The sequence below is a fragment of the Metaplanococcus flavidus genome (genome assembly GCF_042675885.1).
In the GTDB taxonomy this organism is placed as follows: domain Bacteria; phylum Bacillota; class Bacilli; order Bacillales_A; family Planococcaceae; genus Planococcus; species Planococcus flavidus.
Window position 1 is genome coordinate 158,220 of sequence record NZ_JBHTKI010000006.1, and the last position, 26,602, is coordinate 184,821.

21 protein-coding genes, 1 tRNA gene and 1 other annotated feature are annotated in these 26,602 nt (G+C 47.6%); of the genes, 20 read left to right on the forward strand and 2 right to left on the reverse strand.

What is annotated here, in order from left to right; all coding sequences use genetic code 11:
* Positions 1 to 65: 65 nt before the first annotated feature.
* From ACFQ1X_RS03370 to ACFQ1X_RS03465, 20 genes are all read left to right on the forward strand, one after another.
* Positions 66 to 518: a MarR family winged helix-turn-helix transcriptional regulator gene (locus tag ACFQ1X_RS03370; protein WP_144838940.1), complete on the forward strand. Its 453-nt coding sequence runs from the start codon at positions 66 to 68 to the stop codon at positions 516 to 518.
* 10 nt (positions 519 to 528) lie between these two features.
* A complete protein-coding gene (gene racE, locus ACFQ1X_RS03375) occupies positions 529 to 1,338 on the forward strand; it encodes a glutamate racemase (RefSeq protein ID WP_144838942.1) in 810 nt (269 codons plus the stop codon).
* A gap of 76 nt (positions 1,339 to 1,414) precedes the next feature.
* Positions 1,415 to 2,164, forward strand: coding sequence for a ribonuclease PH (gene rph / locus ACFQ1X_RS03380; RefSeq protein WP_144838944.1), 750 nt, complete (start codon positions 1,415 to 1,417; stop codon positions 2,162 to 2,164).
* Positions 2,161 to 2,760, forward strand: a complete 600-nt coding sequence (locus tag ACFQ1X_RS03385; protein ID WP_144838946.1) for an XTP/dITP diphosphatase — start codon at positions 2,161 to 2,163, stop codon at positions 2,758 to 2,760. The genes rph and ACFQ1X_RS03385 overlap by 4 nt, the downstream gene beginning before the upstream one ends.
* Before the next feature lie 489 nt (positions 2,761 to 3,249).
* A tRNA-Arg gene (locus ACFQ1X_RS03390) sits at positions 3,250 to 3,323 on the forward strand.
* 227 nt (positions 3,324 to 3,550) lie between these two features.
* The gene (locus ACFQ1X_RS03395) at positions 3,551 to 4,468 is read left to right on the forward strand and encodes a PhzF family phenazine biosynthesis protein (RefSeq protein WP_144838948.1); all 918 of its coding nucleotides are present in this window, start codon (positions 3,551 to 3,553) and stop codon (positions 4,466 to 4,468) included.
* Positions 4,469 to 4,717: 249 nt separating this feature from the next.
* Positions 4,718 to 5,311, forward strand: coding sequence for a YdcF family protein (locus ACFQ1X_RS03400; RefSeq protein ID WP_379081351.1), 594 nt, complete (start codon positions 4,718 to 4,720; stop codon positions 5,309 to 5,311).
* Positions 5,312 to 5,512: 201 nt separating this feature from the next.
* The gene (locus tag ACFQ1X_RS03405) at positions 5,513 to 6,490 is read left to right on the forward strand and encodes a tetratricopeptide repeat protein (protein WP_144838950.1); all 978 of its coding nucleotides are present in this window, start codon (positions 5,513 to 5,515) and stop codon (positions 6,488 to 6,490) included.
* Positions 6,491 to 6,592: 102 nt separating this feature from the next.
* The gene (gene tig, locus ACFQ1X_RS03410; RefSeq protein WP_144838952.1) at positions 6,593 to 7,906 is read left to right on the forward strand and encodes a trigger factor; all 1,314 of its coding nucleotides are present in this window, start codon (positions 6,593 to 6,595) and stop codon (positions 7,904 to 7,906) included.
* Between the two features lie 166 nt (positions 7,907 to 8,072).
* Positions 8,073 to 9,344, forward strand: coding sequence for an ATP-dependent protease ATP-binding subunit ClpX (clpX, locus tag ACFQ1X_RS03415; protein ID WP_144838954.1), 1,272 nt, complete (start codon positions 8,073 to 8,075; stop codon positions 9,342 to 9,344).
* A 398-nt stretch (positions 9,345 to 9,742) separates the two neighbouring features.
* The gene (lon, locus tag ACFQ1X_RS03420) at positions 9,743 to 12,070 is read left to right on the forward strand and encodes an endopeptidase La (protein ID WP_144838956.1); all 2,328 of its coding nucleotides are present in this window, start codon (positions 9,743 to 9,745) and stop codon (positions 12,068 to 12,070) included.
* Entirely contained in the window at positions 12,067 to 12,648 is a 582-nt protein-coding gene (yihA, locus tag ACFQ1X_RS03425) for a ribosome biogenesis GTP-binding protein YihA/YsxC (RefSeq protein ID WP_144838958.1), read from the forward strand. Before lon ends, yihA begins: the two co-directional genes overlap by 4 nt.
* A 760-nt stretch (positions 12,649 to 13,408) precedes the next feature.
* A complete protein-coding gene (gene hemA / locus ACFQ1X_RS03430; RefSeq protein ID WP_144838962.1) occupies positions 13,409 to 14,782 on the forward strand; it encodes a glutamyl-tRNA reductase in 1,374 nt (457 codons plus the stop codon).
* 84 nt (positions 14,783 to 14,866) lie between these two features.
* The gene (locus ACFQ1X_RS03435) at positions 14,867 to 15,697 is read left to right on the forward strand and encodes a cytochrome C assembly family protein (protein WP_144838964.1); all 831 of its coding nucleotides are present in this window, start codon (positions 14,867 to 14,869) and stop codon (positions 15,695 to 15,697) included.
* Between the two features lie 17 nt (positions 15,698 to 15,714).
* Positions 15,715 to 16,644 (forward strand): hydroxymethylbilane synthase, encoded by a 930-nt coding sequence (gene hemC, locus ACFQ1X_RS03440; RefSeq protein ID WP_144838966.1) that lies wholly within the window; start codon positions 15,715 to 15,717, stop codon positions 16,642 to 16,644.
* Positions 16,637 to 17,338: a uroporphyrinogen-III synthase gene (locus ACFQ1X_RS03445; RefSeq protein ID WP_144838967.1), complete on the forward strand. Its 702-nt coding sequence runs from the start codon at positions 16,637 to 16,639 to the stop codon at positions 17,336 to 17,338. Before hemC ends, ACFQ1X_RS03445 begins: the two co-directional genes overlap by 8 nt.
* A complete protein-coding gene (gene hemB, locus ACFQ1X_RS03450; protein WP_144838969.1) occupies positions 17,335 to 18,315 on the forward strand; it encodes a porphobilinogen synthase in 981 nt (326 codons plus the stop codon). Before ACFQ1X_RS03445 ends, hemB begins: the two co-directional genes overlap by 4 nt.
* Positions 18,316 to 19,602, forward strand: a complete 1,287-nt coding sequence (gene hemL, locus ACFQ1X_RS03455) for a glutamate-1-semialdehyde 2,1-aminomutase (protein WP_144838971.1) — start codon at positions 18,316 to 18,318, stop codon at positions 19,600 to 19,602.
* A gap of 1,025 nt (positions 19,603 to 20,627) precedes the next feature.
* A complete protein-coding gene (locus ACFQ1X_RS03460) occupies positions 20,628 to 21,677 on the forward strand; it encodes an AbrB family transcriptional regulator (protein WP_379081364.1) in 1,050 nt (349 codons plus the stop codon).
* A gap of 21 nt (positions 21,678 to 21,698) precedes the next feature.
* Positions 21,699 to 21,914 (forward strand) — a binding site (T-box leader).
* 102 nt (positions 21,915 to 22,016) lie between these two features.
* Positions 22,017 to 24,650, forward strand: coding sequence for a valine--tRNA ligase (locus ACFQ1X_RS03465; RefSeq protein WP_144838995.1), 2,634 nt, complete (start codon positions 22,017 to 22,019; stop codon positions 24,648 to 24,650).
* A gap of 275 nt (positions 24,651 to 24,925) precedes the next feature.
* On the opposite strand, the gene ACFQ1X_RS03470 is transcribed toward ACFQ1X_RS03465, so the two are convergent.
* Both ACFQ1X_RS03470 and ACFQ1X_RS03475 read right to left on the reverse strand, forming a co-directional pair.
* Entirely contained in the window at positions 24,926 to 25,690 is a 765-nt protein-coding gene (locus ACFQ1X_RS03470) for an ATP-grasp domain-containing protein (protein WP_144838997.1), read from the reverse strand.
* Positions 25,687 to 26,550, reverse strand: coding sequence for an ATP-grasp domain-containing protein (locus tag ACFQ1X_RS03475; RefSeq protein ID WP_144838999.1), 864 nt, complete (start codon positions 26,548 to 26,550; stop codon positions 25,687 to 25,689). Before ACFQ1X_RS03475 ends, ACFQ1X_RS03470 begins: the two co-directional genes overlap by 4 nt.
* Positions 26,551 to 26,602 lie beyond the last annotated feature (52 nt).

Here is a 26,602-nt window from a genome sequence, read left to right on the forward strand (position 1 = left end):
GCTAAATCAGAAAAAAACCTTCAGTATAGTAAGTAATAGTTGTATTCAAGGAGTGGACGTTAATTATGACTGAAAATTTAAATGACCTGACCCATGACAGGGATCGGGTAGCGTTTATGGAAAAGGAATTGCGTTATATTTCCGGTATTATCAAGCAAAAAGGCCGTGAAATTCTCAATTCCTATACAATAACGCCACCGCAATTCATTGCGCTGCAGTGGCTGTTCGAACATGGCGATATGACGATCGGCGATCTGTCGAACAAAATGTATCTTGCCTTCAGCACGACAACGGATCTTGTAGACCGCATGGAAAAGAATGAACTGGTTGTCCGTATACGTGAAGAGCAGGACCGCCGTGTTGTTCGCATCAAGCTTCTGAAGGAAGGCGAACGGATTATTGAAGAAGTAATCCACAAACGGCAGGATTATTTGCAGAATGTACTGAAGGAATTCAACGAAGATGAAGTGGAGCAATTTTCTTTTTTACTGGAGAAGTTGCACACAAACATGAAATAGGGGCGGAACAATGCTAGCAAATGCGCCAATCGGAGTAATCGATTCCGGAGTCGGAGGACTGACGGTAGCGAAAGAGATTATGCGGCTCCTGCCAAATGAAAAAGTACTTTATATCGGAGACAATGCGAGGTGTCCATATGGACCGCGGCCGCAGTCGGAAGTCAGGAAATATACCTGGCAGATGGCGCGGGCGCTGATGAAAAAAAACATCAAAGTATTGGTGATCGCCTGCAATACCGCTACGGCGGCAGCGCTCGATTCCCTCCAGCGAAAATTGCCGATCCCTGTGATCGGTGTCATTTTTCCCGGGGCGCGGGCAGCGATGAAAGTTTCCCTGACAAAGGAAATCGCCGTCCTTGGAACGGATGGGACGGTCAGAAGCGGTGCGTATGAGGATGCGTTAAAGTCATTGATGTCTGCCTGCCATATAGTGCAGCTTGCTTGCCCGAAATTCGTTCCTCTGGTGGAAAGTGATGAGTACGAAGGCGATTTCGCCCGGAAGATGGTGCGGGAAACGTTAGCGGAGTTAAATTATAAATCGTTTGATACCGCGATTCTTGGCTGTACACATTATCCGCTTCTGCAAGGTTTCATTGAAGAAAAATTCGGACCTTCGGTGACCGTCCTTTCGTCCGCTTCGGAAACGGCAAAAGACGTTGAAAATCATTTGCGCTTTCGGAATATGCTGGCTGATGCGAAAAGCAAGCCGGTTCACGAGTTCTATACCTCAGGATCAACCGCGATTTTTCAGACGATAATAAAAAAATGGCTGGAAATCGACAAGCCTGTCATTCATTCCATAAAATTCCCCAAAACCTGATGGCGCTGCTGTCAGGTTTTTTGTCGCCTTCATTAAAATATGGTACGCTAATCGAGTAAATATAAGGAGGATATCCATGACTAGAGCAGACCAAAGAAAAGCGGACGAACTGCGTCCTGTAAAAATGCAAACCGAATTTTTGATTCATCCGGAAGGCTCCGTCCTGATTACGGTCGGCCAAACAAAAGTGATTTGTACCGCAACGATAGAAGAAAAGGTGCCAGGGTTTCTGAGAGGCCAGGGGAAGGGCTGGATTACGGCTGAATATTCCATGCTTCCACGCGCTACAGGAAGCCGCAATCGCCGTGAGGCTTCTGCAGGTAAAATCGGTGGCCGCACGATGGAAATCCAACGCCTCATCGGCCGTGCACTGCGCGCTGTTGTGGACCTTGAAAAGCTGGGTGAACGCACTCTGTGGCTCGATTGTGACGTCATTCAGGCAGACGGCGGTACCCGGACAGCATCAATCACCGGCGCGTTTGTGGCAATGGTGATGGCCGTCAGTGAACTGGAGCTCACAGCTTTCCCGGTAACGGATTATCTGGCTGCTACGAGCGTAGGCATGACGAAAGACAATGGCGCTATCCTTGATTTGGATTATCTCGAAGACTCGACGGCTGAAGTCGATATGAACCTCGTCATGACCGGCAAGGGCAATTTTGTCGAATTGCAGGGCACGGGTGAAGAATCGACATTTACAAGAGTTCAATTGAATGAAATGCTCGATCTTGGAGAAACGGGCATCCGCCGCCTGATCGAAATGCAGAAAGAAATCTTGGGCGAAGCTGCAGCGCGAATCGGAGAAGAGACGAGGTCGGAATTATGAAAGAAATAATCATTGCGACAAAAAATAAAGGCAAGGCAAAGGATTTTGAAGCATTGCTCGAGCCGATGGGCTATAAGGTTTTGACTTTGCATGATGTGGCACCGCATATCGATGTGGAAGAAACAGGGGAGACATTCGAAGCGAATGCGATCCTGAAAGCGGAAGCAATCGCACAGGAGCTGCAGGCGACCGTTATCGCGGATGACAGCGGCCTTGAAATCGAAGCGCTTGACGGAGAGCCGGGTGTCTATTCTGCACGTTATTCGGGAGATGAAAAGAACGACGAGTCGAATATCGACAAAGTGCTGCAGAAAATGGTCCAGGTTCCCGATGATGAAAAAACAGCGCGTTTCCGCTGTGTACTGGCTTTGGCATCTCCTGGCCAGGAGACAATCATCTTCGAAGGTACATGTGAAGGCCTGATCACCGATGAACGGAAAGGTGATAAAGGCTTCGGCTATGATCCGATTTTTTACGTTCCTGAATTCGAAAAAACGATGGCTGAAATGGAACCTGAAGAAAAAGCATCCGTTTCCCATCGGGGTAATGCTATTCGCGAATTAGGGAAAACGATGCCGGGCTTGTCTGGTAATTGAACACTGACCGAGGCATATAAGTTGAACTAATAATTTTTAGTAGCCGATATTCCGCAAAACAGCTTGCTAAGACATTGGCCGAAGCTTGCGAGGTCAAGTCTTTGCGACGAAGCAGCGAAGCGATGCAACGCTCTTTCATGTCTCGAAGCTAGCGCAGCGATGCAGAGACAGGAGCATGCTTATTTAACCCTGTGTTTAAGGCGTCTGCGCTGTTTTGCTCCATATCTCTAGAGAATTCATTAAGCGCAGGCGTGGCAACGCCGGACGAGTGGTCTTTGCGACTAGCTTGCGCAGGAGCATAATCTTTGCCCTTGTCCGAAGCATAATGAAAATATAATCCTTTACTTCAACTTATATAAACCGTTCTTTAATGTTTTTTTAAAATAGCATTGACTTTTTCTTGAAAGATTTCTATAATTAAAATTGTCTTTCGAAATAGAATGCAAAACGAGCTGACAACAGTTCAGTTTGCATTGAGCAGAAAGCCATGTCCCAGTAGCTCAGCTGGATAGAGCAACGCCCTTCTAAGGCGTCGGTCGGGCGTTCGAATCGCTCCTGGGACGTAATTATGCGCTAAAGCAGCCTCTTTTACAGAGGCTGCTTTTTTGCATTCAAATAATGCATCCTTTATAAAGATGGGAATCCTGAAGTGGTATAGTTAACGAAAGATATTAAAAGATTCATCAGTGAAGTACAAATTAAATAAAGTTTTGTTTCATTCACATTGGCGCAACAAAAAAGTGCTGCTATCAGCTTGCCTTAAAAAAACCAGAAAGTAAGGAGAATGACGATGAAACCATTGGAATACACATTGGCGGACGTATTTACTGAAGAGCCTTTTGGCGGCAATCAGCTGGCAGTCGTGGAAGGAAGAGACGATTTAACCGGAGAAATGATGCAAAAGATTGCGAGGGAACTGAATCTTTCTGAAACAGTCTTTGTATTTCCATCGGCTGTAGGCTGGAATGCCAGAAAGCTGCGAATCTTCACTCCGCAAATGGAGCTTCCAATGGCTGGACACCCTACTATTGGAGCAGCTTATGTTTTGGCTGCTTCCGATGCAATGCCAACTGAGGAAGGACAAAACGAGATGGTGTTTGAAGAGGAAATAGGAGAAATTCCTGTAGTTGTCCATAAGGAGGAAGGGCAGATTATTAAAGTTGAAATGGAACAGCCGCTGCCCGTCTTCAGTGAAGTGTTTGAAAATCGCAAGCTTGCTGCGGAACTGCTGTCTTTATCAGAAGATGATCTGTTTTCGGATTATCCGGTACAGACTGTTTCTTCCGGTGTGGCTTTTCTGTTCATCCCGTTGCGTTCACTCCAGGCGATTCAGCGAATTCATTTTCGGCAGGATGTATGGGAGCAGCATTTCAGCGAAAACGCGGGGATTCAGCACATCTTCACATTTACGACAGAAACAGAAGATGCTGACGCTGCGGTACACGCAAGAATGTTCGCACCCGCAATGGGGATTGCGGAAGATCCCGCAACCGGCGCAGCAAGCGGTCCGCTCGGCGCCTATTTGGTCGAACACCAATTGCTGCCGAGGAGTGATAACGAAGTTTATGCCATCCGAAGTGAACAGGGTTATGAAATGGGACGGCCCAGCGAAATCGATATCACTGTAACGGGTCGCAGCGGCGGCATTAGAGAAGTGAAAATCGGCGGCAGTTCTGTCATCATCGGCAAAGGACAGTTGTTTATCTAGAGAAACGCCCTTCCAAGTCGCCGGTCAGGTGTTCCAATTAAATTATAGAAGGAGCCTTCCAGCCGAAGTTTCGGTCGGAAGGCTCATATAATTGTATGGAGACAAAGTGAACAGCCCTCAAAAATCAATAATTTATTTCCTGAAAATCCCTTCCAAAAGTCTATGGGAGTTTGCTAAACTGTTCAAAGGCCTGAAAAAAATTCATAAGATTTTGCCGGGCAACATCACAGAAAGAAGGATGAACGGGTATTGCTGACTAAACTTCCTGTTAAGATTCTATTGGCTGCTTTGATTATGCTTGTTGGATACAGCGGCTCTGCCGCTTACGATATTTGGACTTACGCCAAAACGACTGAATTGGTGAAGGCGGATGCGGCCATTGTGCTTGGCACGGCCGTGTGGGGCGATGAGCCGTCTCCAGTACTCCGCGAAAGAATTAACCACTCGATTTGGCTTTACGAAAACGATTACGTCGAAAAGATCATTTTTACCGGTGGCAAAACAAATGGCTCAGAGCTCGCTGAAGCCGCCGTTTCGAAAGCTTATGCGATATCCCAAGGGATACCGCTTGAGGACATTTTAACCGAAGACCGCTCACTGGTAACGATTGAAAACTTCCGCTATGTTTCTGAAATCGCAGAATTGCATGAGCTGGCAAATTTTCTGGTCGTCAGTGATCCTCTACATATGAAACGCGCGCTGCAGATGGCAGAGGACACGGGCTTTGAAGCCTATTCATCTCCAACTACGAGCTCTGAATACAATTCGGCTGCCACAATCATCCCGTTTTTTTGCCGGGAAATCGGTGCATACGTCGCCTACGGGCTGTCGATCGGTGACTGAACAGTTTTATGAGAATCTCTTCCTTTCAGGAAGGGATTTTTATTTACATCACCTTAACCTTTAAAGTGTTATTATAAAGATTAAGCAAACCCTCCATCTGCCAAGGATTGCAGGACAGGAACCGGGTAAGAGGGTTTAGATTTATTTATAAAGGAAATGCTGGTAATGTAAAGACATTAACTTATGGAAAGAGGTGGTTGAATGCGGAAAAAATACAGAGATTTAAAACGTAAAGGCAATGTAGTGGTTTTTCCGACAACGATCAACCGCCTGCTGACGGAAGGGATGACGCTCCTGAAAGAGGAGCGTTACGAAGAAGCCAGGGACGGCCTTTATCAGGTGCTTACCTATGAGCCCGAACATCCCGCAGCTCTGGGGGCTTATTCCTATTGCCTTTATGAATTGGGTGATTACGACGAAGCGCTGGAAGTGTGCCGTGAACTGTTGAATGTGGGACCGATTCACTATCTGGAAACAATGGAATTATACATAAGCATCCTTATGCAAGTGCGTGAATTTGAAGAAGCGGAGCGTGTCATCGAGGCGCTGATTGATGAGAAGGTTTTGCCGGAAGAGCGGCTGGAGCAATTTCATCTGCTGCGGGATCTGAATGAACGCATTGCCTCAAAATCGGTGGAGAAAATCGATGCCGAACAATTCACACCGGAAGCTTTTCAGGCAATGAACGCTTACGAACAGGAGCGGAAAGTGATGGAATTGCCGCCATCTTCATTCCAGCCGCTGACGGCTAAACTGTTGGCATTGGTCGAGCATCCCGAAATCGATCTGTTGGCAAAAACATACATATTGTTCATCATGCAACAGGAAGGCATCCAGGCAAAGGTCAAAGTACATAAGTTTCATTATTACGGTGAAGTCGATCTCCAGGACTTGACGGATCCCCAGGAAAATCCCCGTGTCCATGAAATCAAAGGGATCCTGGCGGACGAACTGGCGAAAGATCCTACCCGGCTGGAAATGGCGAATGAACTATTTGAACGGCATGTCTATCTGTTTTATCCATTTTTGATGGATGAATACGAACCGAAAGAAGTGGCGGAAGCCTATATGTCCTACCTGGATTTATTGTTCACCGGCGAAATGGATCTTGCCGGCGATGAGAATCTGCAGAATCTTATCGTGCAGGCTGAATACTGGTTTGAAATGCGCAACGGATAGAAATAGTTGAACCTCAAACCAGGTGTGATATAATATTGAAGTTGTCAAAATTCGTATAAACGTATGAATGACTTTTGTAAAAAATGTTTGGAGGGCTTATATATGTCAGCAAAATGGGAAAAGCAAGAAGGTAACACAGGAACACTTACGGTTGAAGTACCAGCAGAGGAAGTAAATGCCGGACTGGACAAAGCGTTCAAAAAAGTTGTTAAAGAAATCAACGTACCAGGATTCCGTAAAGGTAAAATGCCGCGCCAAATGTTTGAAAAACGTTTCGGTGTAGAATCCCTTTACCAGGATGCACTTGACTTCATCTTGCCGGATGCTTATGCAAACGCAGTTGAAGAAGCTGGAATCAACCCGGTTGACCGCCCGGAAATCGATATTGAAACAATTGAAAAAGGGCAGCCGCTCGTATTCACTGCTAAAGTGACGGTTAAACCTGAAGTTACACTTGGCGAATACAAAGGCCTTGAAGCTTCAAAACCTGAAACTGAAGTGACTGACGAAGAAATCGAAGAGAAATTGAAAGAGAGCCAGGAACGTTTCGCTGAACTTGCTGTTAAAGAAGACGAAGCGATCGTTGAAGGCGATACTGCTGTAATCGACTTTGAAGGATTCGTCGACGGCGAAGCATTCGAAGGCGGATCAGGAACTGATTATTCTCTTGAAATCGGATCAAACTCATTTATCCCAGGTTTTGAAGAGCAATTGGTAGGCGTTAAATCCGGTGAGGAAAAAGAAGTTGAAGTAACTTTCCCTGAAGAATACCACGCTGCTGAACTTGCTGGAAAAGCTGCAACTTTCAAAGTGAAAGTAACTGAAGTGAAAGGGAAAGAACTTCCTGAAATGGACGATGAGTTCGCAAAAGAAGTCGATTCTGAAGTTTCTGGCCTGGATGAACTCCGCACGAAAATGAAAGAAGCGGCTGCAGCTGAAAAAGCATCGACTGCTGATGCAGCAGTGCGTGACGAATTGGTTCAAAAAGCGGCTGAAAACGCCACGATCGAAATCCCGCAGGCCATGATCGATTCAGAAATGGACCGCATGATGCAGGACTTCGAACAGCGTTTGACACAACAAGGCATGAACCTTGAGCTTTACTTCCAGTTCTCCGGACAGGATGAAGCAGCTCTTCGCGAGCAGATGAAAGGCGACGCTGAAACTCGCGTACGTGTTTCATTGACACTCGAAGCGATTGCAGAAGCTGAAAACATGGAAGTGACTCCTGAAGACATCGACAAAGAACTTGAGAAGATGTCAGGCCAATTCAATATGGATATTGAGCAGATCAAAGCGGCTCTTGGCGGCACTGAAATGCTGGAAAATGATATCCGCATGCAAAATACAGTTGAATTCCTATTGGATAACGCTACAATTACAACTGAAGTAAACAACCCTGAAAGCGCAGAATAAGCTTTTTAATACAACCCTAAAGAAACAAGGCGCGGAGACGCGCCTTGTTTTCGCTACATAGAAGAATATTGAAATCACATAGGGGCTTTGCAACTCCATAGAATCTAATTAGTTGCTCAAACCACTGGAATCTTGTAAGATAATGGCTTGAATAGGGGTGAATACATTGTTCAAATTTAATGACGAAAAAGACCATCTAAAATGTTCATTCTGTGGCAAACCACAAGAGCAGGTGCGTAAACTGGTTGCAGGACCGGGTGTATATATTTGTGACGAATGTATTGAGCTTTGTACGGAAATCGTAGAAGAAGAGCTTGGTACAGAAGAAGCAGTGGAATTCAAAGAAGTGCCAAAACCGAAGGAAATCATGGATATCCTTGGCGGTTACGTAATCGGTCAGGACAAAGCGAAAAAATCGCTGGCAGTAGCAGTCTACAACCATTACAAACGCGTCAATTCCCAGAGCAAGATCGACGATGTCGAATTATCGAAATCGAATATCGTTCTGATCGGACCGACAGGAAGCGGTAAAACGTTATTGGCGCAAACTTTGGCCCGTATCCTTAATGTGCCGTTTGCAATTGCAGACGCGACATCTCTGACGGAAGCCGGCTATGTCGGTGAAGACGTCGAGAACATTCTATTGAAACTGATCCAGGCCGCAGATTACGACGTGGACCGCGCTGAAAAAGGCATCATCTATATCGATGAAATCGATAAAGTGGCCCGTAAATCAGAGAACCCGTCCATTACGCGTGATGTATCAGGTGAAGGTGTTCAGCAAGCATTGCTGAAAATCCTTGAAGGTACGACTGCAAGCGTTCCACCGCAAGGCGGACGCAAGCATCCTCATCAGGAATTCATCCAGATCGACACGACGAATGTCCTGTTTATCGTGGGTGGTGCCTTTGACGGAGTCGACCAGATCATCAAACGCCGTCTCGGCAATAAAATCATCGGTTTCGGTGCAGATCCGAACAAAGAGGAAGTTGACGACAAATCATTGCTCAGCCAATTGATTCCTGAAGACTTGCTTAAATTCGGTCTGATTCCTGAGTTCATTGGCCGTTTGCCAGTTTTGGCGAGCCTTGAACAGCTTGATGAAAGTGCCTTGGTGCAGATTCTTACTGAACCGAAAAACGCATTGATCAAGCAATACCAGAAAATGATGGAGCTTGACGGTGTGACATTGACGTTCGAAGACGAAGCACTTGTGGAAATCGCGAAACTTGCGATTGAACGCAAAACCGGTGCCCGCGGACTTCGCTCAATTATCGAGAATATCATGCTTGATGTAATGTTCGACTTGCCTTCACGCGAAGACATTGTGGAATGTATCATTACAAAAGAGACAATTGCCGATAAAATTCAGCCAAAACTCATGTTGGAAGATGGCACTGAATACATTGCAGATAATAATGAGAAAACATCCGCATAATTTAGGATGATATGGGCTGACTCAGATTGTGCACATCCGCGCGGTCTGAGGCAGTCCATTTTTTTGGCTTAAAATGAGGTAGGGTAAATAAACGATATTCCGCAAAACAGCTGCGCTTGCCTGGGGGCTCGCGCTGAGCTAACTCGGTCTCGTTGCACTTCGCCCAAGTGGATCTCAGCACTTCGCTTGGTCCCCTGGGCGTCTTCGCTGTTTTGCTACATATCTAGGTGAATACTTTTAGATGAATGAGCATAAGGCAGAGAAGGGCAAACGTATGCTCCTGTCTCTGCACCGCTGTGCTAGCTTCGAGACATGAAAAAGAGTTGAATCGATTTCATCTGACCCATACACATTTAAAATTTTATTAAGAGTTAGACAATCCCGGAGGTGGCTTATAGATGGTTAAGAAGAAAGTTACGAAACGAGTGCCTTTATTGCCGCTGCGCGGACTTCTTGTGTTTCCGACAATGGTTTTGCATATTGATGTCGGACGCGAGCGTTCGGTGGCTGCATTGGAACAGGCATTATTGGACGATAATATTATTTTTCTGGCAACGCAAAAAGACATCAGTGTGGAAGAGCCGGAAAAGGAAGATCTTCAGAAAATCGGTACAATGGCATATGTGAAACAGATGCTGAAATTGCCGAACGGCACGATTCGTGTTTTGGTTGAAGGACTTGAGCGCGGTCAATGGAAGTCGTATGAAGATGAAGAAAAATTCCCGGTTGTGGAAGTGACTTCATTCCCGGATGAAACAGAACGGGATGCAGAGCAGGATGCGTTGATGCGTTTATTGCTTGAGCATTTCGAGAAGTATTCAAAAGCGTCGAAAAAGGTTACGAATGAAACCTACAAGACGGTTGCGGACATTGAAGAACCAGGCAGACTTGCGGACATGATTGCCTCGCATCTTCCGTTGAAAATGGCTGGAAAACAAGAGATTCTTGAGACTTTTGATATCAGCAAGCGCCTTGAGATGCTGATTGGCCGTCTGCACAATGAACAGGAAGTCATTGATTTGGAGAAGCGCATTAATCAGCGCGTCAAAAAAGCGATGGAACAGACACAAAAGGAATTCTATTTGCGTGAGCAAATGAAGGCGATTCAGACAGAACTTGGCGACAAAGATGGCAAAACGGGCGAAATTTCCGATTTGAAAAAACGGATAGATGCTGCAGGCATGCCCGAGTCAACGAAAAAAGTCGCGCTGAAAGAACTTGACCGCTACGAAAAACTGCCATCCGCAGCAGCGGAAAGCGGCATCATCCGTAATTATATCGAGTGGCTTGTGACGGTTCCGTGGTCTGAAAAAACGGAAGACCGACTTGATATCAAATATGCGGAAGAGGTTTTGAACCGCGACCATGATGGGCTTGAAGATGTCAAAGAACGCGTCCTTGAATATCTGGCTGTGCAGCAGATGACCAAGTCCTTGCGTGGGCCTATTCTTTGTTTGGTCGGACCGCCGGGAGTAGGGAAAACATCACTCGCGAAATCGATTGCCGATTCGCTCGACCGGAATTTTGTCCGCATTTCACTTGGCGGCGTCCGTGACGAATCTGAAATCCGTGGCCATCGCCGCACCTATGTTGGCGCAATGCCGGGACGCATTATTCAAGGAATGAAAAAAGCAGGGACGGTCAATCCTGTGTTCCTGCTGGATGAAATCGAGAAAATGTCGAATGATTTCAGAGGAGATCCATCTTCTGCAATGCTGGAAGTGTTGGATCCTGAACAGAACAATTCATTCAGCGACCATTATATAGAAGAAACTTATGACCTTTCGAACGTGCTTTTCATTGCGACAGCGAATGACCTCAGTACGATTCCAGGCCCGCTTCGTGACCGCATGGAAGTGATTTCGATTGCGGGTTATACGGAAGCGGAGAAAACGCAGATTGCGAAGAATCACCTGGCACCGAAGCAATTGGATGAGCACGGATTGACGGCGGAGCAGCTGCAATTTACAGATGACGCTTTATTGTCCATCGTCCGCTACTATACACGGGAAGCCGGAGTCCGCGGACTCGAACGCCAGCTTGCCTCGATTTGCCGCAAAGTGACGAAACAGCTCGTTTCGAAAGAGAAGGAAGCTGTAGAAGTGACCGGCAAGGAAGTCGAAGAATATCTCGGCAAACGCAAATTCCGCTACGGCATGGCTGAGACGGAAAACCAGATTGGTGTCGCGACCGGCCTTGCTTATACAAGTGTCGGCGGCGATACGCTGCAGATCGAAGTGGCGCTGTCACCAGGCAAAGGCAAATTGCAATTGACCGGTAAATTGGGAGACGTCATGAAGGAATCGGCGCAGACGGCTTTATCGTTTGTGCGCTCGAGAGCTGAATCGCTCGGCCTTGATCCGAATTTCCATGAATCCCATGATATCCATATCCATGTTCCTGAAGGAGCAGTTCCAAAAGACGGACCTTCTGCAGGTGTGGCCATTGCGACAGCTTTGGTATCATCGCTTTCAAACCGACCAATCCGCCGCGAAGTTGGTATGACCGGTGAAATCACATTGCGTGGCCGCGTTCTGCCAATCGGCGGCGTGAAAGAGAAAACCTTGAGCGCTCACCGCGCCGGGCTTACGACAATCATCCTGCCTATGGAAAACGAGCGCGATATTGAAGACATACCGGAAACGGTGCGTGAACAATTGACGTTCAAATTTGTATCCGAGGCAGACGAAGCGCTCGAAATCGCTTTGGAGGGAGTAAACGAATGAAAGTTAATAACGTAGAACTTGTAATCAGTGCCGTCCGTCCGGATCAGTATCCGGAAGACGGCCTGCCGGAATTCGCGCTTGCGGGCCGTTCCAATGTCGGCAAATCTTCATTTATCAATAAAATGATCGGCCGCAAAAGCATGGCGCGCATTTCGTCGAAACCCGGCAAAACGCAGACGCTGAATTTCTATAAGATAGAAGAAAAGCTTTTCTATGTCGACGTACCGGGCTATGGCTACGCCAAAGTATCGAAGTCGGAGCGGGAAGCATGGGGTAAGATGATCGAACGCTATATCACAGACCGCGAACCTTTGCGCGCAGTTATCCAGATTGTCGACCTGCGCCATCCACCGAGCCGCGACGATGTTGCCATGTATGATTTCATGAAGCATTTTGAAATTCCATGCATCATCATCGCGACGAAAGCGGACAAGATTCCAAAAGGCAAATGGGACAAGCACAAGAAAATCGTCCGCGATACGCTGGAGATGGAAAAGACCGATCCCTTAATCGTCTTTTCATCCGAAACAGGCCTCGGCTTTGATGAAGCCTGGAAAGAAATCGAAAGCAGAATGTAAGAAGGGGAAGCGCAGCTGAGGCTGCGCTTTTTTTGTTGCTTTAAATAAATAAATCTGAAATAACCGATATTCCGCAAAACAGCTTCGCTTGCCTGGGGGCTTGCGCTGAGCTAACTCGGTCTCGTTTCACTTCGCCCGAGTGGATCTCAGCACTTCGCTTGGTCCCCTGGGCGTCTTCGCTGTTTTGCTCCATATCTCTAGTGAGGTTCTCTTAGCGCCGGCGCGCCGCCGGACTGGGCGAAGCAATAAGACGAATGCACTTCTCGGCTTATTGCGGGAGGCAAGGTGCGCCAAACGAAGATGGCGCCTCCTTTGCGACGAGCTTGCGCAGGAGCATAGTCTTTGCTTTGGCCTTTCTGCGACGAGCAGTGCGCAGGAGCATAGTCTTTGCTTTGGCCTTTCTGCGACGAGCAGTGCGCAGGAGCATAGTCTTTGCTTTGGCCTTTCTGTGACGAGCAGTGCACAGGAGCATATTCTTTGCACTGTCCAAAGCGCCGAAGCGACATATAAAAGTGTTCTTACTTTAATTCTATATAATTTCAAATGACTCTTATTTTTATTAGGAACACTCAAGTTAACTGACAAATTGGAATACGAGCGTTATCCTTGTCCAACAATATTGCCAATGCTAGAATTAGTTTATAATGATTACAAATAAACATACTTCATTGCTTGTTCACAATTTCAAAGGCTTAAAATGCTTTGATAGTGGTATACTTATTCTATATGAAATATGGAACGTGAAAGGTGTTTTGAACCCATGCATACACTAGTAGTCGGGGTGAATTACCGATCTGCACCTGTTGAAATCCGTGAGAAGCTGTCGTTTATCGAAAACGAACTTCCACAGGCGATGCAGGCTTTAAATAAACAAAAAAGCATACTGGAAAACGTCATCGTATCAACGTGCAACCGCACGGAAATCTATGCGGTGGTGGACCAGCTCCATACAGGCAAATACTATGTGAAGCAATTCCTGGCTGATTATTTCGGCATTCCGCAGGAGTCGTTTTCGCAGTATTTATTTGTCCACGAACAGGATGAGGCAGTCGATCACCTTTTCCGTGTGACGGCTGGCATTGATTCGATGGTACTGGGCGAGACCCAAATTCTCGGGCAGGTAAAGGGAAGTTTCCTTGCCGGGCAGGAAATCGGGACGACCGGTACAGTGTTCAATCAATTATTCAAACAGGCAGTGACGCTTGCCAAACGCGCGCATTCTGAAACAGCGATCGGCGAAAATGCCGTTTCGGTTTCCTATGCGGCGGTTGAACTCGGCAAGAAAATTTTCGGCACGCTGAAAAACAAGCATGTCGTTATTTTAGGCGCCGGAAAAATGGGCGAACTGGCGATCAAAAACCTTCAGGGCAGCGGGGCGGACCGCATTACGGTCATCAACCGCACGTTGGAAAAAGCGGAAACGCTGGCTGACAAATTCGGAGGCAAAGCGAAACCTTTGACTGAATTGCAATGTGCACTTTTGGAAGCGGATATTCTGATTTCCTCCACTGGTTCCCAGGACTTCGTCATCGACTTCGAATTGATGCAGTTTGTAGAGAAATTACGTAAAGGCAAGCCTTTATTCCTTGTGGATATTGCTGTGCCGCGTGATATGGACCCACGCATCGGTGATTTGCCGAATGTTTTCCTGTACGATATCGATGATATGCAAGGCATTGTCAACGCCAATCTGGCAGAACGTGAACGCGCCGCAACACAGATCGTGACAATGATCGATACTGAAGCGGATCAATTCAATGACTGGCTGGCAACGCTTGGTGTGGTGCCTGTGATTTCGGCATTGCGTGAAAAAGCGCTTGGCATTCAGGCTGAAACGATGGCGAGCATCGAGAACAAGATGCCGGACCTGACAGACCGTGAGAAAAAAGTTCTGAACAAGCATACTAAATCGATTATCAATCAATTGCTCAAAGAGCCGATTCTTCAGGCGAAGGAAATGGCCGGATCAAAGAAATCGCGTGAACAGCTCCAAATGTTCCAGCAGATTTTCGGTATTGAAGAAGAAGTGCAAACACAGATTGAACAGCAGTCTATAGTCGCGATGGCTAAAGCCAAAAGAAATGCAGAAGAAAAGCAACAGCAAAAACAGGAATCACCCGGATACTCATTTTAATCGGTTTACAAGAGGCGTTTTCGTATCTATATGTTAAAATGTAGAGACGAAGCGCCTTTAACTATGGAAATGAAGGGGAATGGGATGGCTGATATAACAATGGCAAGGCTGCACGAAGCTATGGTTATTCTATATGCTGTCAGCCTTGTTTTTTATTTTTTGGATTATGTATATAAAGAGAAAAAAGCAGCCCGCATAGCCATGTCCCTACTCGGTGTCGTGTGGTTGTTGCAGACGGTATTTTTAGTGTTTTATATTATTGAAACACAGCGCTTTCCGATATTAACTTTGTTTGAAGGCATTTATTTTTATGCCTGGCTGCTCGTTACGGTATCGCTGATTCTGAGGATTTTTTACCGTTTTGATTTTGCGGTGTTCCTCATTAATATCATCGGATTCATTTTCATGACCATCCATACATTTGCACCGGTGCAGATCGAGCGTTCTCCAGTAGGGGAGTCGCTCGTTTCCGAGCTCCTGCTGATTCACGTCAGTTTTGCGATTTTGTCGTATGCGGCGTTTTCCTTGTCTTTCGTTTTTTCCTTGCTCAATATTCTTCAATACCGGCTATTGAAGCAGAAAAAATGGACGAAACAATGGGATAGCCTGCCATCTCTCGGCCAGACGGAAAAAGGCATGTCGATCTCGATCGGCGTGGGGATTTCCCTGCTGTTCGTGTCGCTGGTGCTCGGCCTCCAATGGGCGTACATAGCGCTCGTCGACTTTTCGATTCTTGATCCGAAAATCGTCGGTTCATTTATTCTCGTGGTCGTTTACAGCGTTATTCTGTGGCGCCATCAGAAAGGCAATTTGAATGGCATGTCCCATTCAATGGCCCATATATATGCATTTTTAGTGCTGCTGATTAATTTCTTCCTTGGCAGCCGTTTATCGGAATTTCATTTTTGGTATTAAGGAAAGGTAGGATTCAATTGAGAAAAATTATTGTAGGATCCAGAAGAAGTAAGTTGGCGATGACACAGACCAAACAATTTATCGAAAAACTGAAAGCGGCAGGCGCCCCTTTTGAATTTGAAATAAAAGAAATCGTCACTAAAGGCGACCGCATCGTGGACGTCACATTGTCGAAAATCGGCGGCAAAGGCCTGTTTGTAAAAGAAATCGAGCAGGCGCTCGGCGACAAGGAAATCGATTTTGCTGTCCACAGCATGAAAGATATGCCGTCCGTGCTTCCGGAAGGATTCGTTATCGGCTGTGTGCCGGATCGCGAAGATCCGCGTGATGCATTTATTGCCAATGACCACGTGAAATTCATGGAATTGCCTGTTGGCGCAAAAGTCGGAACAAGCAGCCTGCGCCGCAGCTCACAATTATTATTGATGCGTCCGGATCTGGATATCCAGTGGATCCGCGGCAATATTGATACACGCCTTGAAAAACTGAAATCCGGCGAATTTGATGCCATCATTCTGGCTGCTGCCGGGTTGAAGCGCATGGGCTGGAAAGATGATATCGTCACCGAATTCCTTGATATCGAAGAATGCCTGCCGGCCATTGGCCAAGGTGCTTTGGCAATTGAATGCCGTGAAGATGATGCAGAATTGCTTGCTGAACTTGCAAAAGTCAACCATGAAACAACGATGCTTGCGGTGAACGCCGAACGCAAATTCCTTAAAGATATGAATGGCAGCTGCCAAGTTCCTATTGCGGGATATGCGACTGTTGAAAATGGCGAAATCACATTTACTGGGCTGATTTCTTCTCCGGAAGCAGATCAGGTATATAAAGAAACTGCCACGAATAAAGATCCGGTTGAAGCCGGACGTGTTGTGGCTGAGAAAATCAGTGCACAAGGCGGCTATGACTTGATCCAGCGCGTCATTGCTGAGAGCAATGTGTAAAAACGAAGGATCTCTTAAAGGCAAAACGATTATTTTTACCGGCTCATCCTATCCACAGGAAGCGGCCATAAAAGTCGAAGAGCTCGGCGGGGAGGCAGTTTACCTGCCTTTGATTGAAACTTCGATTCGCCAGACCGAAAAACCGGATTTCGCAAATTACGGCTGGCTTATTTTCACCAGCCGGACAAGTGCCCAGGCGTTTTGCCAGTTGCATGAAGACAGCGTTCCGAAAATTGCGGCAGTCGGCGAAAAGACGGCGGAAGTTCTGCGCACTAATGGCTATAGCGTCGATTTTATTCCCTACGTTTTCAGCGCAGATAATTTTGTGAAGGAATTTCCGGCAGTTGCGGAAGGCCAAAAATGTCTGTTCATCAAAGGAGCGCTGGCGAAGAACACCATCGCTGACATGCCTATACCTGTCGATGAATGGATCATTTACGACACCAACCTGAAACTTGATAACGCTCAATTATTGAAAGATATGAAACACCAAACCATCATTTTTGCCAGTCCCTCAGCAGTTTCGGCATACCGTAAGGCTGGAGGGGATTGGAAGGATGCAGAGGTTGCGGCGATCGGCCATATTACCGAGAAAGCGATAAAGGATGAATGCGGGCATATCGATTTTATTCCTGCGACCTATACGTATTTGGACGTCGTCAATGAAATCGCGAAAGGAAGATGTACAGAATGAAAGATTTGAAATTCAATCGCCACCGGAGACTCCGCGGATCTGCAAATATCCGGGCCATGGTGCGTGAAACCGGACTTTATAAAGAAGATTTCATCTATCCCATTTTTGTCGTTGAAGGCGAAAACATCAAACACGAAATTTCCTCCATGCCAGGCGTTTTCCATTATTCGATGGACCGCCTCGGTGAAGAATTGGACGAAGTGGTCGATTTGGGCATTCCTTCGGTCATCCTGTTCGGTGTGCCGAATGACAAAGATGCGGTCGGTTCTGAAGCATACCACGACCACGCCATCACACAGGAAGCGATCCGATTTGCAAAAGAGCGCCATCCGGAACTCGTTGTCATCGCTGATACGTGCCTGTGCCAATACACGGACCACGGCCATTGCGGCGTCATCGAAGACGGCGTCATTTTAAATGACGAGTCGCTCGATCTTTTGGCGCGCACAGCTGTTTCCCAGGCGAAAGCCGGAGCAGACATTATTGCGCCATCGAATATGATGGACGGGTTTGTTGCAGCAATCCGTTACGGACTCGATCAGGCTGGTTTCCAGCATATCCCAATCATGAGCTATGCAGTGAAATATGCTTCAGCTTATTATGGTCCATTCCGTGAAGCGGCTCATTCAACACCGCAATTCGGCGACCGCAAAACATATCAGATGGATCCGGCAAACCGGCTCGAAGCCCTGCGCGAAGCAGCTTCCGATGTAGAAGAAGGCGCCGATTACCTGATGGTCAAACCGGCACTGTCGTATTTGGACGTTGTCCGCGAAGTGCGCGATAATTTCGATTTACCGATCGTTGCCTATAATGTGTCAGGCGAATACGCCATGGTCAAAGCTGCGGCATTGAACGGATGGGTCGATGAAGAAAAAATCGTCCTTGAAACATTGCTCAGCATGAAACGTGCTGGAGCGGATATCATTTTGACGTACCACGCGAAAGATGCGGTACGCTGGTTGGAGGGGAAATAGATGACTTACGAAAAATCACTCGCAGCATTTGATGAAGCGAAAAAATTAATGCCGGGCGGAGTCAACTCACCGGTACGTGCATTCAAATCCGTCAATATGGATCCGATCTTCATGGCTTCCGGCAAAGGTGCCACCATTACGGATATCGACGGCAACACCTACATCGACTATGTCCTTTCATGGGGCCCGCTGATTCTTGGCCACGCCCATCCGGAAGTGGTGGAGGCGATCAAAGAAACGGCAGAACTCGGAACTTCATTTGGCGCACCGACCCTTCTTGAAAACGACATGGCGAATCTCGTGATGGACCGCGTTCCTTCTATAGAAATGGTGCGCATGGTAAGTTCAGGAACGGAAGCGACGATGAGCGCACTGCGTGTTGCCCGCGGATTTACGGGACGCAATAAAATCCTGAAATTCGAAGGCTGCTATCACGGCCACGGCGACAGCCTGTTGATCAAAGCGGGTTCCGGTGTTGCAACGCTGGGTCTGCCTGATTCTCCGGGAGTGCCGGCTTCTATCGCGCAGAACACCATCACGGTACCATTTAATGACCTCGAAAGTGTTCGCCAGGCATTCATGGAATTCGGTGACGATCTCGCAGCCGTAATCGTTGAGCCGGTAGCCGGCAACATGGGCGTCGTGCCGCCGAACGAAGGCTTCCTGCAGGAACTGCGGAATATGTCGACTGAAAACGGCACAATTCTCATCTTTGATGAAGTTATGACCGGATTCCGTGTGGGCTACAATTGTGCACAAGGCTATTACGGCGTTACGCCTGATATGACGTGCCTCGGCAAAGTCATTGGCGGCGGCCTTCCGGTAGGAGCATTCGGCGGAAGACGCGAAATCATGCAGCAAGTCGCACCAAGCGGCTCAATCTATCAGGCAGGCACGCTTTCCGGCAATCCGCTGGCAATGCGCGCAGGCTTCGAAACCCTGTCACGGCTTTCTGAAGACAGCTATACGACGTTCGTCGAACGCGGCGACCAGCTTGAGGCCGGTTTCCGTGAAGCTGCTGAAAAATACAATATCCCGCACACCGTAAACCGTGCAGGTTCGATGATCGGTTTCTTCTTCACGAACGAAGAAGTCATCGATTTCGACACAGCAAAAACGTCTGATCTTGATCTATTCGCAGATTATTATAAATTGATGGCAGAAGAAGGCATCTTCCTTCCACCGTCGCAATTCGAAGGCATGTTCCTGTCAACGGCGCATACCGAAGAACACATCGCCAAAACTGTGGAAGCTTTCCACACCGTTTTTGCAAAACTTGCACGCTAATAATTTCTTGAAACAGCTGGAGCGATTGCTCTGGCTGTTTTTTTGATCCTAGAGATAAGGTTAAATAACCGATATTCCGCAAAACAGCTTCGCTTTCCAGCGGGCTCCCGCCCAATCCTCCTCGTCCGCTACGCTCCCTGCGGTGTATCGGTCGTGTCGCTAAGCCGCAGGAGTCTTCGCTGTTTTGCTCCATATCTATAGAGAAGGTTTTTACAGAAACAAAGCATTTACCATTATACAAAATCATCTCCACTGTTGCTTTTCGTCTGCAAAAGCATGTAAATGGATTTACGATAAAAGATATAAGACGGTTACAGGGCTTCTCCCGAAAGTTTAAAAATGGGCGAATGATCATAGACATTGGGAAACCGATCATAGAAGTGGCGAAACCGCCCATAGAACAATCTGAGTGATCATAAACACGCCAAAATCACTCATAGAACCACGGAAACCACTCATAGAAATTTCCATGGCCAGATCCAAGGTCTGCACTTTCGCTTTTCGCTTGCGAAAAGCATGTAATCGGCTTTTGACCTTACGAGTGGAGTGGACATTGGGTTAATCGAACCAAACAGAGAATGGAAATGCAGCCGAAAACTCGGCTGCACTATTAAATGATAGGAAATGGGCAGAAGGCGCCCATTTCCGCTGGCATAGCTGTTAAATAGTAATTTTCTTCTTGAGAAAGATTAAAATTTACTCCTTACTATATAAGTTGAACTAAAGAAATAGAGTTTTATTTACCGATTCTATGCTAAGAGAAATCTCTAGAGATATGGAGCAAAACAGCGCAGACGCCCAGGGGACCAAGCGAAGTGCTGAGATCCACTCGGGCGAAGTGAAACGAGACCGAGTTAGCTCAGCGCAAGCCCCCAGGCAAGCAAGCTGTTTTGCGGAATATCGGTTATTAAAATCATTAGTTCAATTTATATAACCAAAATTCTCCATCCATGACGTCCCGCCAACACCAATTTTCTGCTACGATAGGAAACATAGATTCATTTCAGAAGAGAGTTGAAACAGTTTTGAAATTATTGCGTACAGCGGCCGTCGCAATTGCGGCTGGTTTTTTATTCAATCAAATCGGCATGTTCCTGCCGTGGCTTCTCGGTCCTATGATTGCGCTCGTTCTGCTTCGGCAGTTTACGGAAATGGAGTTCTACTGGCCGAAAATTTTCCGGGCAATCGGACTCGTCTTATTGGGTGTCATGATCGGCGCGTCATTCACACGCGAGGCCGTCATGCTGATGTGGGTGGATTTGCCGTACATGCTTTTTATGACAGTGTCAGTCATCATCGCGGCTCTTCTTTTCGGCTTGTTATTCAGTAAGATGGCCAATGAATCGCTGCAGACAAGTCTGCTCGGGTCGATGCCGGGCGGGCTGTCACAGATGGTGCTGATTTCTGAAGAAGTCAACAACGCCAATGTCACCGTCGTTTCCGTAATGCAGACGTTTCGGATTTTCCTTGTCGTGACGATTGTGCCGCTGTTGACGACGCTGTTTGTCGGCAGGGAAGCTTCGCAGATCGCCACCACACCTGCATTCACATTTTCACCCCTGGCATTTCTGGCGGCGATCATCCTTGGCGTCCTCGCATACTTGCTTATGAAGAGATTTTCATTTCCGGCAAAAGAATTGCTGGCACCGGTTCTGGTCATGGCGATCGTCCAATCGGCAACCGGCAGCACCTTAATCGAGATGCCCGGCATCCTCATCATCCTTGCACAATTACTCGTCGGCGCGCATCTCGGGCTGCAGATGGAAAAGTTGCGCGAGAATATGAGCATGCGGCTGGCCTTCGCCATTCTGGTCAATAATATTTTGCTGATCGCGTTCACCGTTTTAATCGCTTACATCTTAACAGCGTTATTGCCGGGATATCTGTTCCTTGATTTCTTTCTGAGTGCGGCACCCGGCGGCATGGCGGAAATGGGCATTACGGCGCTTGCTGCAGGAGCGGATGTGGCACTCATCACGAGTTTCCATCTGTTCCGACTGTTCTTTATTTTATTGCTGGCGGCGCCGCTCGTTGCCTACGTGCTGAAAAAACTTGACGCTAAAACGGGAAATTGAGTACAATGGATGTAATCAGATACTGATGCGTTGAAGAGGATAGTAGGATGTGCGTGCATTTCAGAGAGGAAGCCGAATGGTGAGAGGTTTCCATGGGCAGCATTTGAATGTCACCTCCGAGCAGTTTCCGTGAACACGAGTAGCGGAATCCGGATGCGAATCCGTTATCGAACTTGAGAGCCAGGCTTTTTTGCCTGTGTATAAAGGTGGTACCGCGAAAACTCCTTCGTCCTTTAAGTAGAGACGACAGGAGTTTTTTTGTACCCTTTTTTAGCTCAAGATAAAAACCAAGCGCTATGGCAAATTAAACCCGCAGCGACCCAAAGAGGAGGAATTTCAATGACAGAAACTATGTCGACCAAGTATGATCCGCAATCGATTGAAAAAGGGCGTTATGATTGGTGGATCGACAACAAGTATTTCGAAGCACAGCCGGAAAGCGGCAAAACACCATACACGATTGTGATTCCACCGCCGAACGTTACAGGCAAACTCCACCTGGGCCACGCCTGGGATACGACGCTGCAGGACATCCTGACGCGCATGAAACGCATGCAGGGATACGACGCTTTGTGGCTGCCGGGCATGGACCACGCCGGAATCGCGACGCAGGCGAAAGTGGAAGGCAAGCTGAAAGAGGAAGGGCGTTCACGCTATGACCTCGGACGTGAAGCGTTCCTCGAAGAATCATGGAAGTGGAAAGAGGAATATGCGGGGCATATCCGCCAGCAATGGTCGAAGCTTGGCCTTGGTCTTGATTACTCCCGTGAACGCTTTACGCTGGATGACGGCTTGTCAAAAGCGGTTCGTGAAGTTTTTGTTAAACTGTATGAAAAGAAATTGATCTACCGCGGCAAATACATCATCAACTGGGATCCGGCAACGAAAACCGCCATTTCCGACATCGAAGTTATCTACAAAGATGTGCAGGGCGGCTTTTATCATATGCGCTACCCGCTGACAGACGGCAGCGGCCACATCGAAATCGCGACAACGCGACCGGAGACGATGCTCGGCGATACTGCGGTAGCGGTTCACCCGAAAGATGAACGCTACAAGCATTTGGTCGGAAAAACCGTAACGCTTCCGATTATCGGCCGCGAAATGGAAATTGTGGCGGATGATTACGTCGATATGGAATTCGGAAGCGGCGCGGTGAAAATCACCCCGGCACATGACCCGAATGATTTTGAAATCGGCAATCGCCACAATCTCGAACGCGTTCTCATCATGCACGAAGACGGCACGATGAATGAAAACGCCGGCAAGTATGAAGGTATGGACCGCTTCGAATGCCGCAAGCAAATCATCAAAGATCTGCAGGATATGGACGTTTTATTCAAAATTGAAGAGCATTTGCATTCGGTAGGCCATTCCGAACGCAGCGGGGCAGTTGTTGAACCTTACCTATCCACGCAGTGGTTTGTTGATATGAAGCCGCTTGCGCAGAAATCGGTTGATCTGCAGAAGGATGAAAACGGCGTTAATTTCGTACCTGACCGTTTTGAGAAAACTTACCTTCATTGGATGGAAAACATTCGCGACTGGTGTATTTCACGTCAATTGTGGTGGGGCCATCAGATTCCGGCCTGGTACCATAACGAAACCGGCGAAATTTACGTAGGGCACGAGGCACCGGCGGACGCTGAGAACTGGACGCAGGACGAAGATGTGCTGGATACGTGGTTCTCGTCAGCGCTATGGCCGTTTTCGACGCTCGGCTGGCCGGAAGACAACGATGAGTTGAAGAAATACTATCCGACCGATGTGCTGGTAACGGGTTATGACATCATCAATTTCTGGGTATCGCGCATGATTTTCCAGGCGCTCGAATTCACCGGAGAAAAACCGTTCGATGATGTATTGATTCACGGCCTTGTGCGTGATGCAGAAGGACGCAAGATGTCGAAATCGCTTGGCAACGGCGTTGACCCGATGGACGTCATCGAACAATACGGCGCTGATTCCCTGCGTTATTTCCTGGCAACGGCTTCGTCACCGGGGCAGGATCTTCGCTTCTCGATGGAGAAAGTGGAGAGCGTTTGGAACTTTGCCAATAAAATCTGGAATGCTTCCCGTTTTGCACTGATGAACATGGAAGGCATGAAATATGAGGAAATCGATTTAAGCGGTAAGAAATCTGTTGCTGATTCGTGGATTCTGACCCGTCTCAATGAAACAATCGAAGGAGTGACGTCACTGGCTGAGCGCTATGAGTTCGGTGAAGTGGGCCGCTTGCTTTATAACTTCATCTGGGATGATTTCTGTGACTGGTATATCGAAATGGCCAAGTTGCCGTTATACGGGGAAGACGAAGAAGCGAAAAAGATGACCCGTTCGGTTCTCGCTTATGTACTCGATAACACGATGCGTTTATTGCATCCGTTGATGCCGTTCATTACAGAAGAGATCTGGCAGAACCTGCCGACCAAAGGCGAATCAATCACGATTGCCGAGTGGCCGAAAGTGGACGCTTCATTGACTGATCAAAGCCGGTCTTCAAGTATGAAGCTGCTGGTGGACGTAATCAAATCCGTACGTACAATCCGTGCAGAAGTGCAGTCGCCGATGAGCAAGAAAGTGCCGCTCACGATCCTGGCGAAAGACGCCGGAACGCATGAGGTGCTGGAAGCGAATTCTGCGTACATCGAGCGTTTCTGCAACACGGAAACGCTGACGATTGCACAGGACATACCGGCTCCAGAAAAATCGATGTCGGCTGTCGTATCCGGCGCCGAATTGTTCATGCCGCTGGAAGGCCTCATCGATATTGATGCAGAGCTTGCACGTTTGGACAAGGAACTCGGGAAATGGGCGAAGGAAGTCAAGCTCGTTCAAGGGAAATTGTCGAACGAACGGTTTGTGTCCAAAGCGCCGGAAGCGGTTGTTGCGGAAGAGCGTGCGAAAGAAGCGGACTACATCGAGAAACACTCGACTGTGGAAAAACGCATTGAGGAATTGAAGAATCTTTAAAAGCTATCTATAATAGCCGATATTCCGCAAAAAAGCTGCGCTTGCCTGGGGGCTTGCGCTGAGCTAACTCGTGCTCGTTGCACTTCGCCCGAGTGGATCTCAGCACTTCGCTTGACCCCTGGGCGTCTGCGCTTTTTTGCTCCATATCTTTAGAGAATCCTTTCCCTGAAGATGTGAGCTTATAGAAAAAGAACATAAAGTAACCCCGAGCACCTTCTGTATTAATAGAAGGTGCTCGGGGTTTTTGATTTGTTTCCAAATTATGTGAGTGACTGTCACCCGTACTTTTTATCGACATGCCGCACCAGCAACTCGGCAATATTCTCATCATGCGTTTGGTAGTAGGAACGTGCGCCGACCGGGTCTTCGATTTCGTTGAACAGGTGGCGGCCGTCTTCGAGGAGCAGGAAGTCGACGCCGATGTAATCGGCTTTCAAGGCACGTGCAATTTTTAGAATTTCTATTTCCTGAATTGAATCCAACGTGTATTTTTCAACATCCGCACCTAAAGAAAAGTTCTTTTTGAAGGAATCCTTGGAGCTTCTCTTCACCGCACCTACTACTTCATTGCCAATGACATAAGCGCGCACATCGGAAATATGAGGAATCACAGGCTGAAAGATGACTTCAGATTTGAACTTCTTCGAGGAGTCAGGATTATTGATGATCTCCACTTCGCTGCCCCCATGGCCATCAACCGTTTTCGCAACACACGGGAATTCTTGTGGCGTTCTGTAAGTCGGAATAGCCGGAACGCTCAACATCAAAAATAGCTGATAGCTCTGCCATTTATCGTTGGCGATCCGGTTCACTTCTGCCCGGTTGACGAGGCGTATGCCATTATCTTCGAGAAATCTGGCCGCTGAAGGACGCCTGCAGCGGAATAACACTGTCTGCCCCTGCAATTTGCCGGCCAACTCAAACAATCCTTCATCTGTCCAATTGTCCCAGCAAACCAGTTCGAAATCGGCAAACTTCTGAAGTTCCAGGATAAAAGCTCCATTCCGCTGGGCATCACCCGTTTCGTACAGTAGGATCATCGCAAGTCCTCCAGTATATAAGCGATCATTGCATCAGCGACATTGATGCCGGTGACATTCAGGATATTGCGGATATGGGCGGCGGCGTTCACTTCACAGACCAGCGGCTGTTCGTCAACATCAAATAACAGGTCGACACCTGCAAAAATGGCACCGGTGGCCCGGGCTGCCGCAATGGCAAGCACTTTTTGTTCTTCTGTTAAATCGATAGGCGAGGCTTCACCGCCATTTGAAATATTGGCGCGGAAATCGGTTTTCGATTCCCGGTACATCGCCGCAACGATTTCGCCGCCGACAATATTGACGCGGATGTCGCGGCCCCGGCTTGATTCGATGAATTCCTGAAACACAAAGTCGATGCCGCGGAGTGCTTCCACTTTTTCGAAAAACTGTTCTTCGGTTTCGATCAGGTAAACTTTCATGCCGAATGACCCGTGGCCTTCTTTGATGATCATCGGTAAACCGAGCCGCTCCAGCACCAACTCGAAATATCCGGACTCGCGGATTGAGAAGGCGGGATAGACCTTGGGAGCGATGATAGTCACGGGCATCGCGAGTTCGGCAGATGCCAGTGCTATGTATTGCTTGGCTTTATTGTCGCACAGGTCGATGATTGCAGGATCGTTATAGACCGGAACGCCGCGGCTCTTCAGAAAATAACCGAGGAGGATATCTTTATCGAGCATGACCGCGAAATCGGGCAGCTCCATCCCGGAGGACAGGTCCATTAGGGTATCATTATTTTTCATGATACGTGCTTCGACGCCCGCTCTGGCTGCTGCTTCCGCTACCAATTCGGCCTGGTCGATGAATTTTTCGGAAATTAAACTACCATTATATATGATCCAGCAAACCGCCATTTTCATTCCACCTTCATGCTATAATTATAAAAAAATTGTATCATGTTTAAGA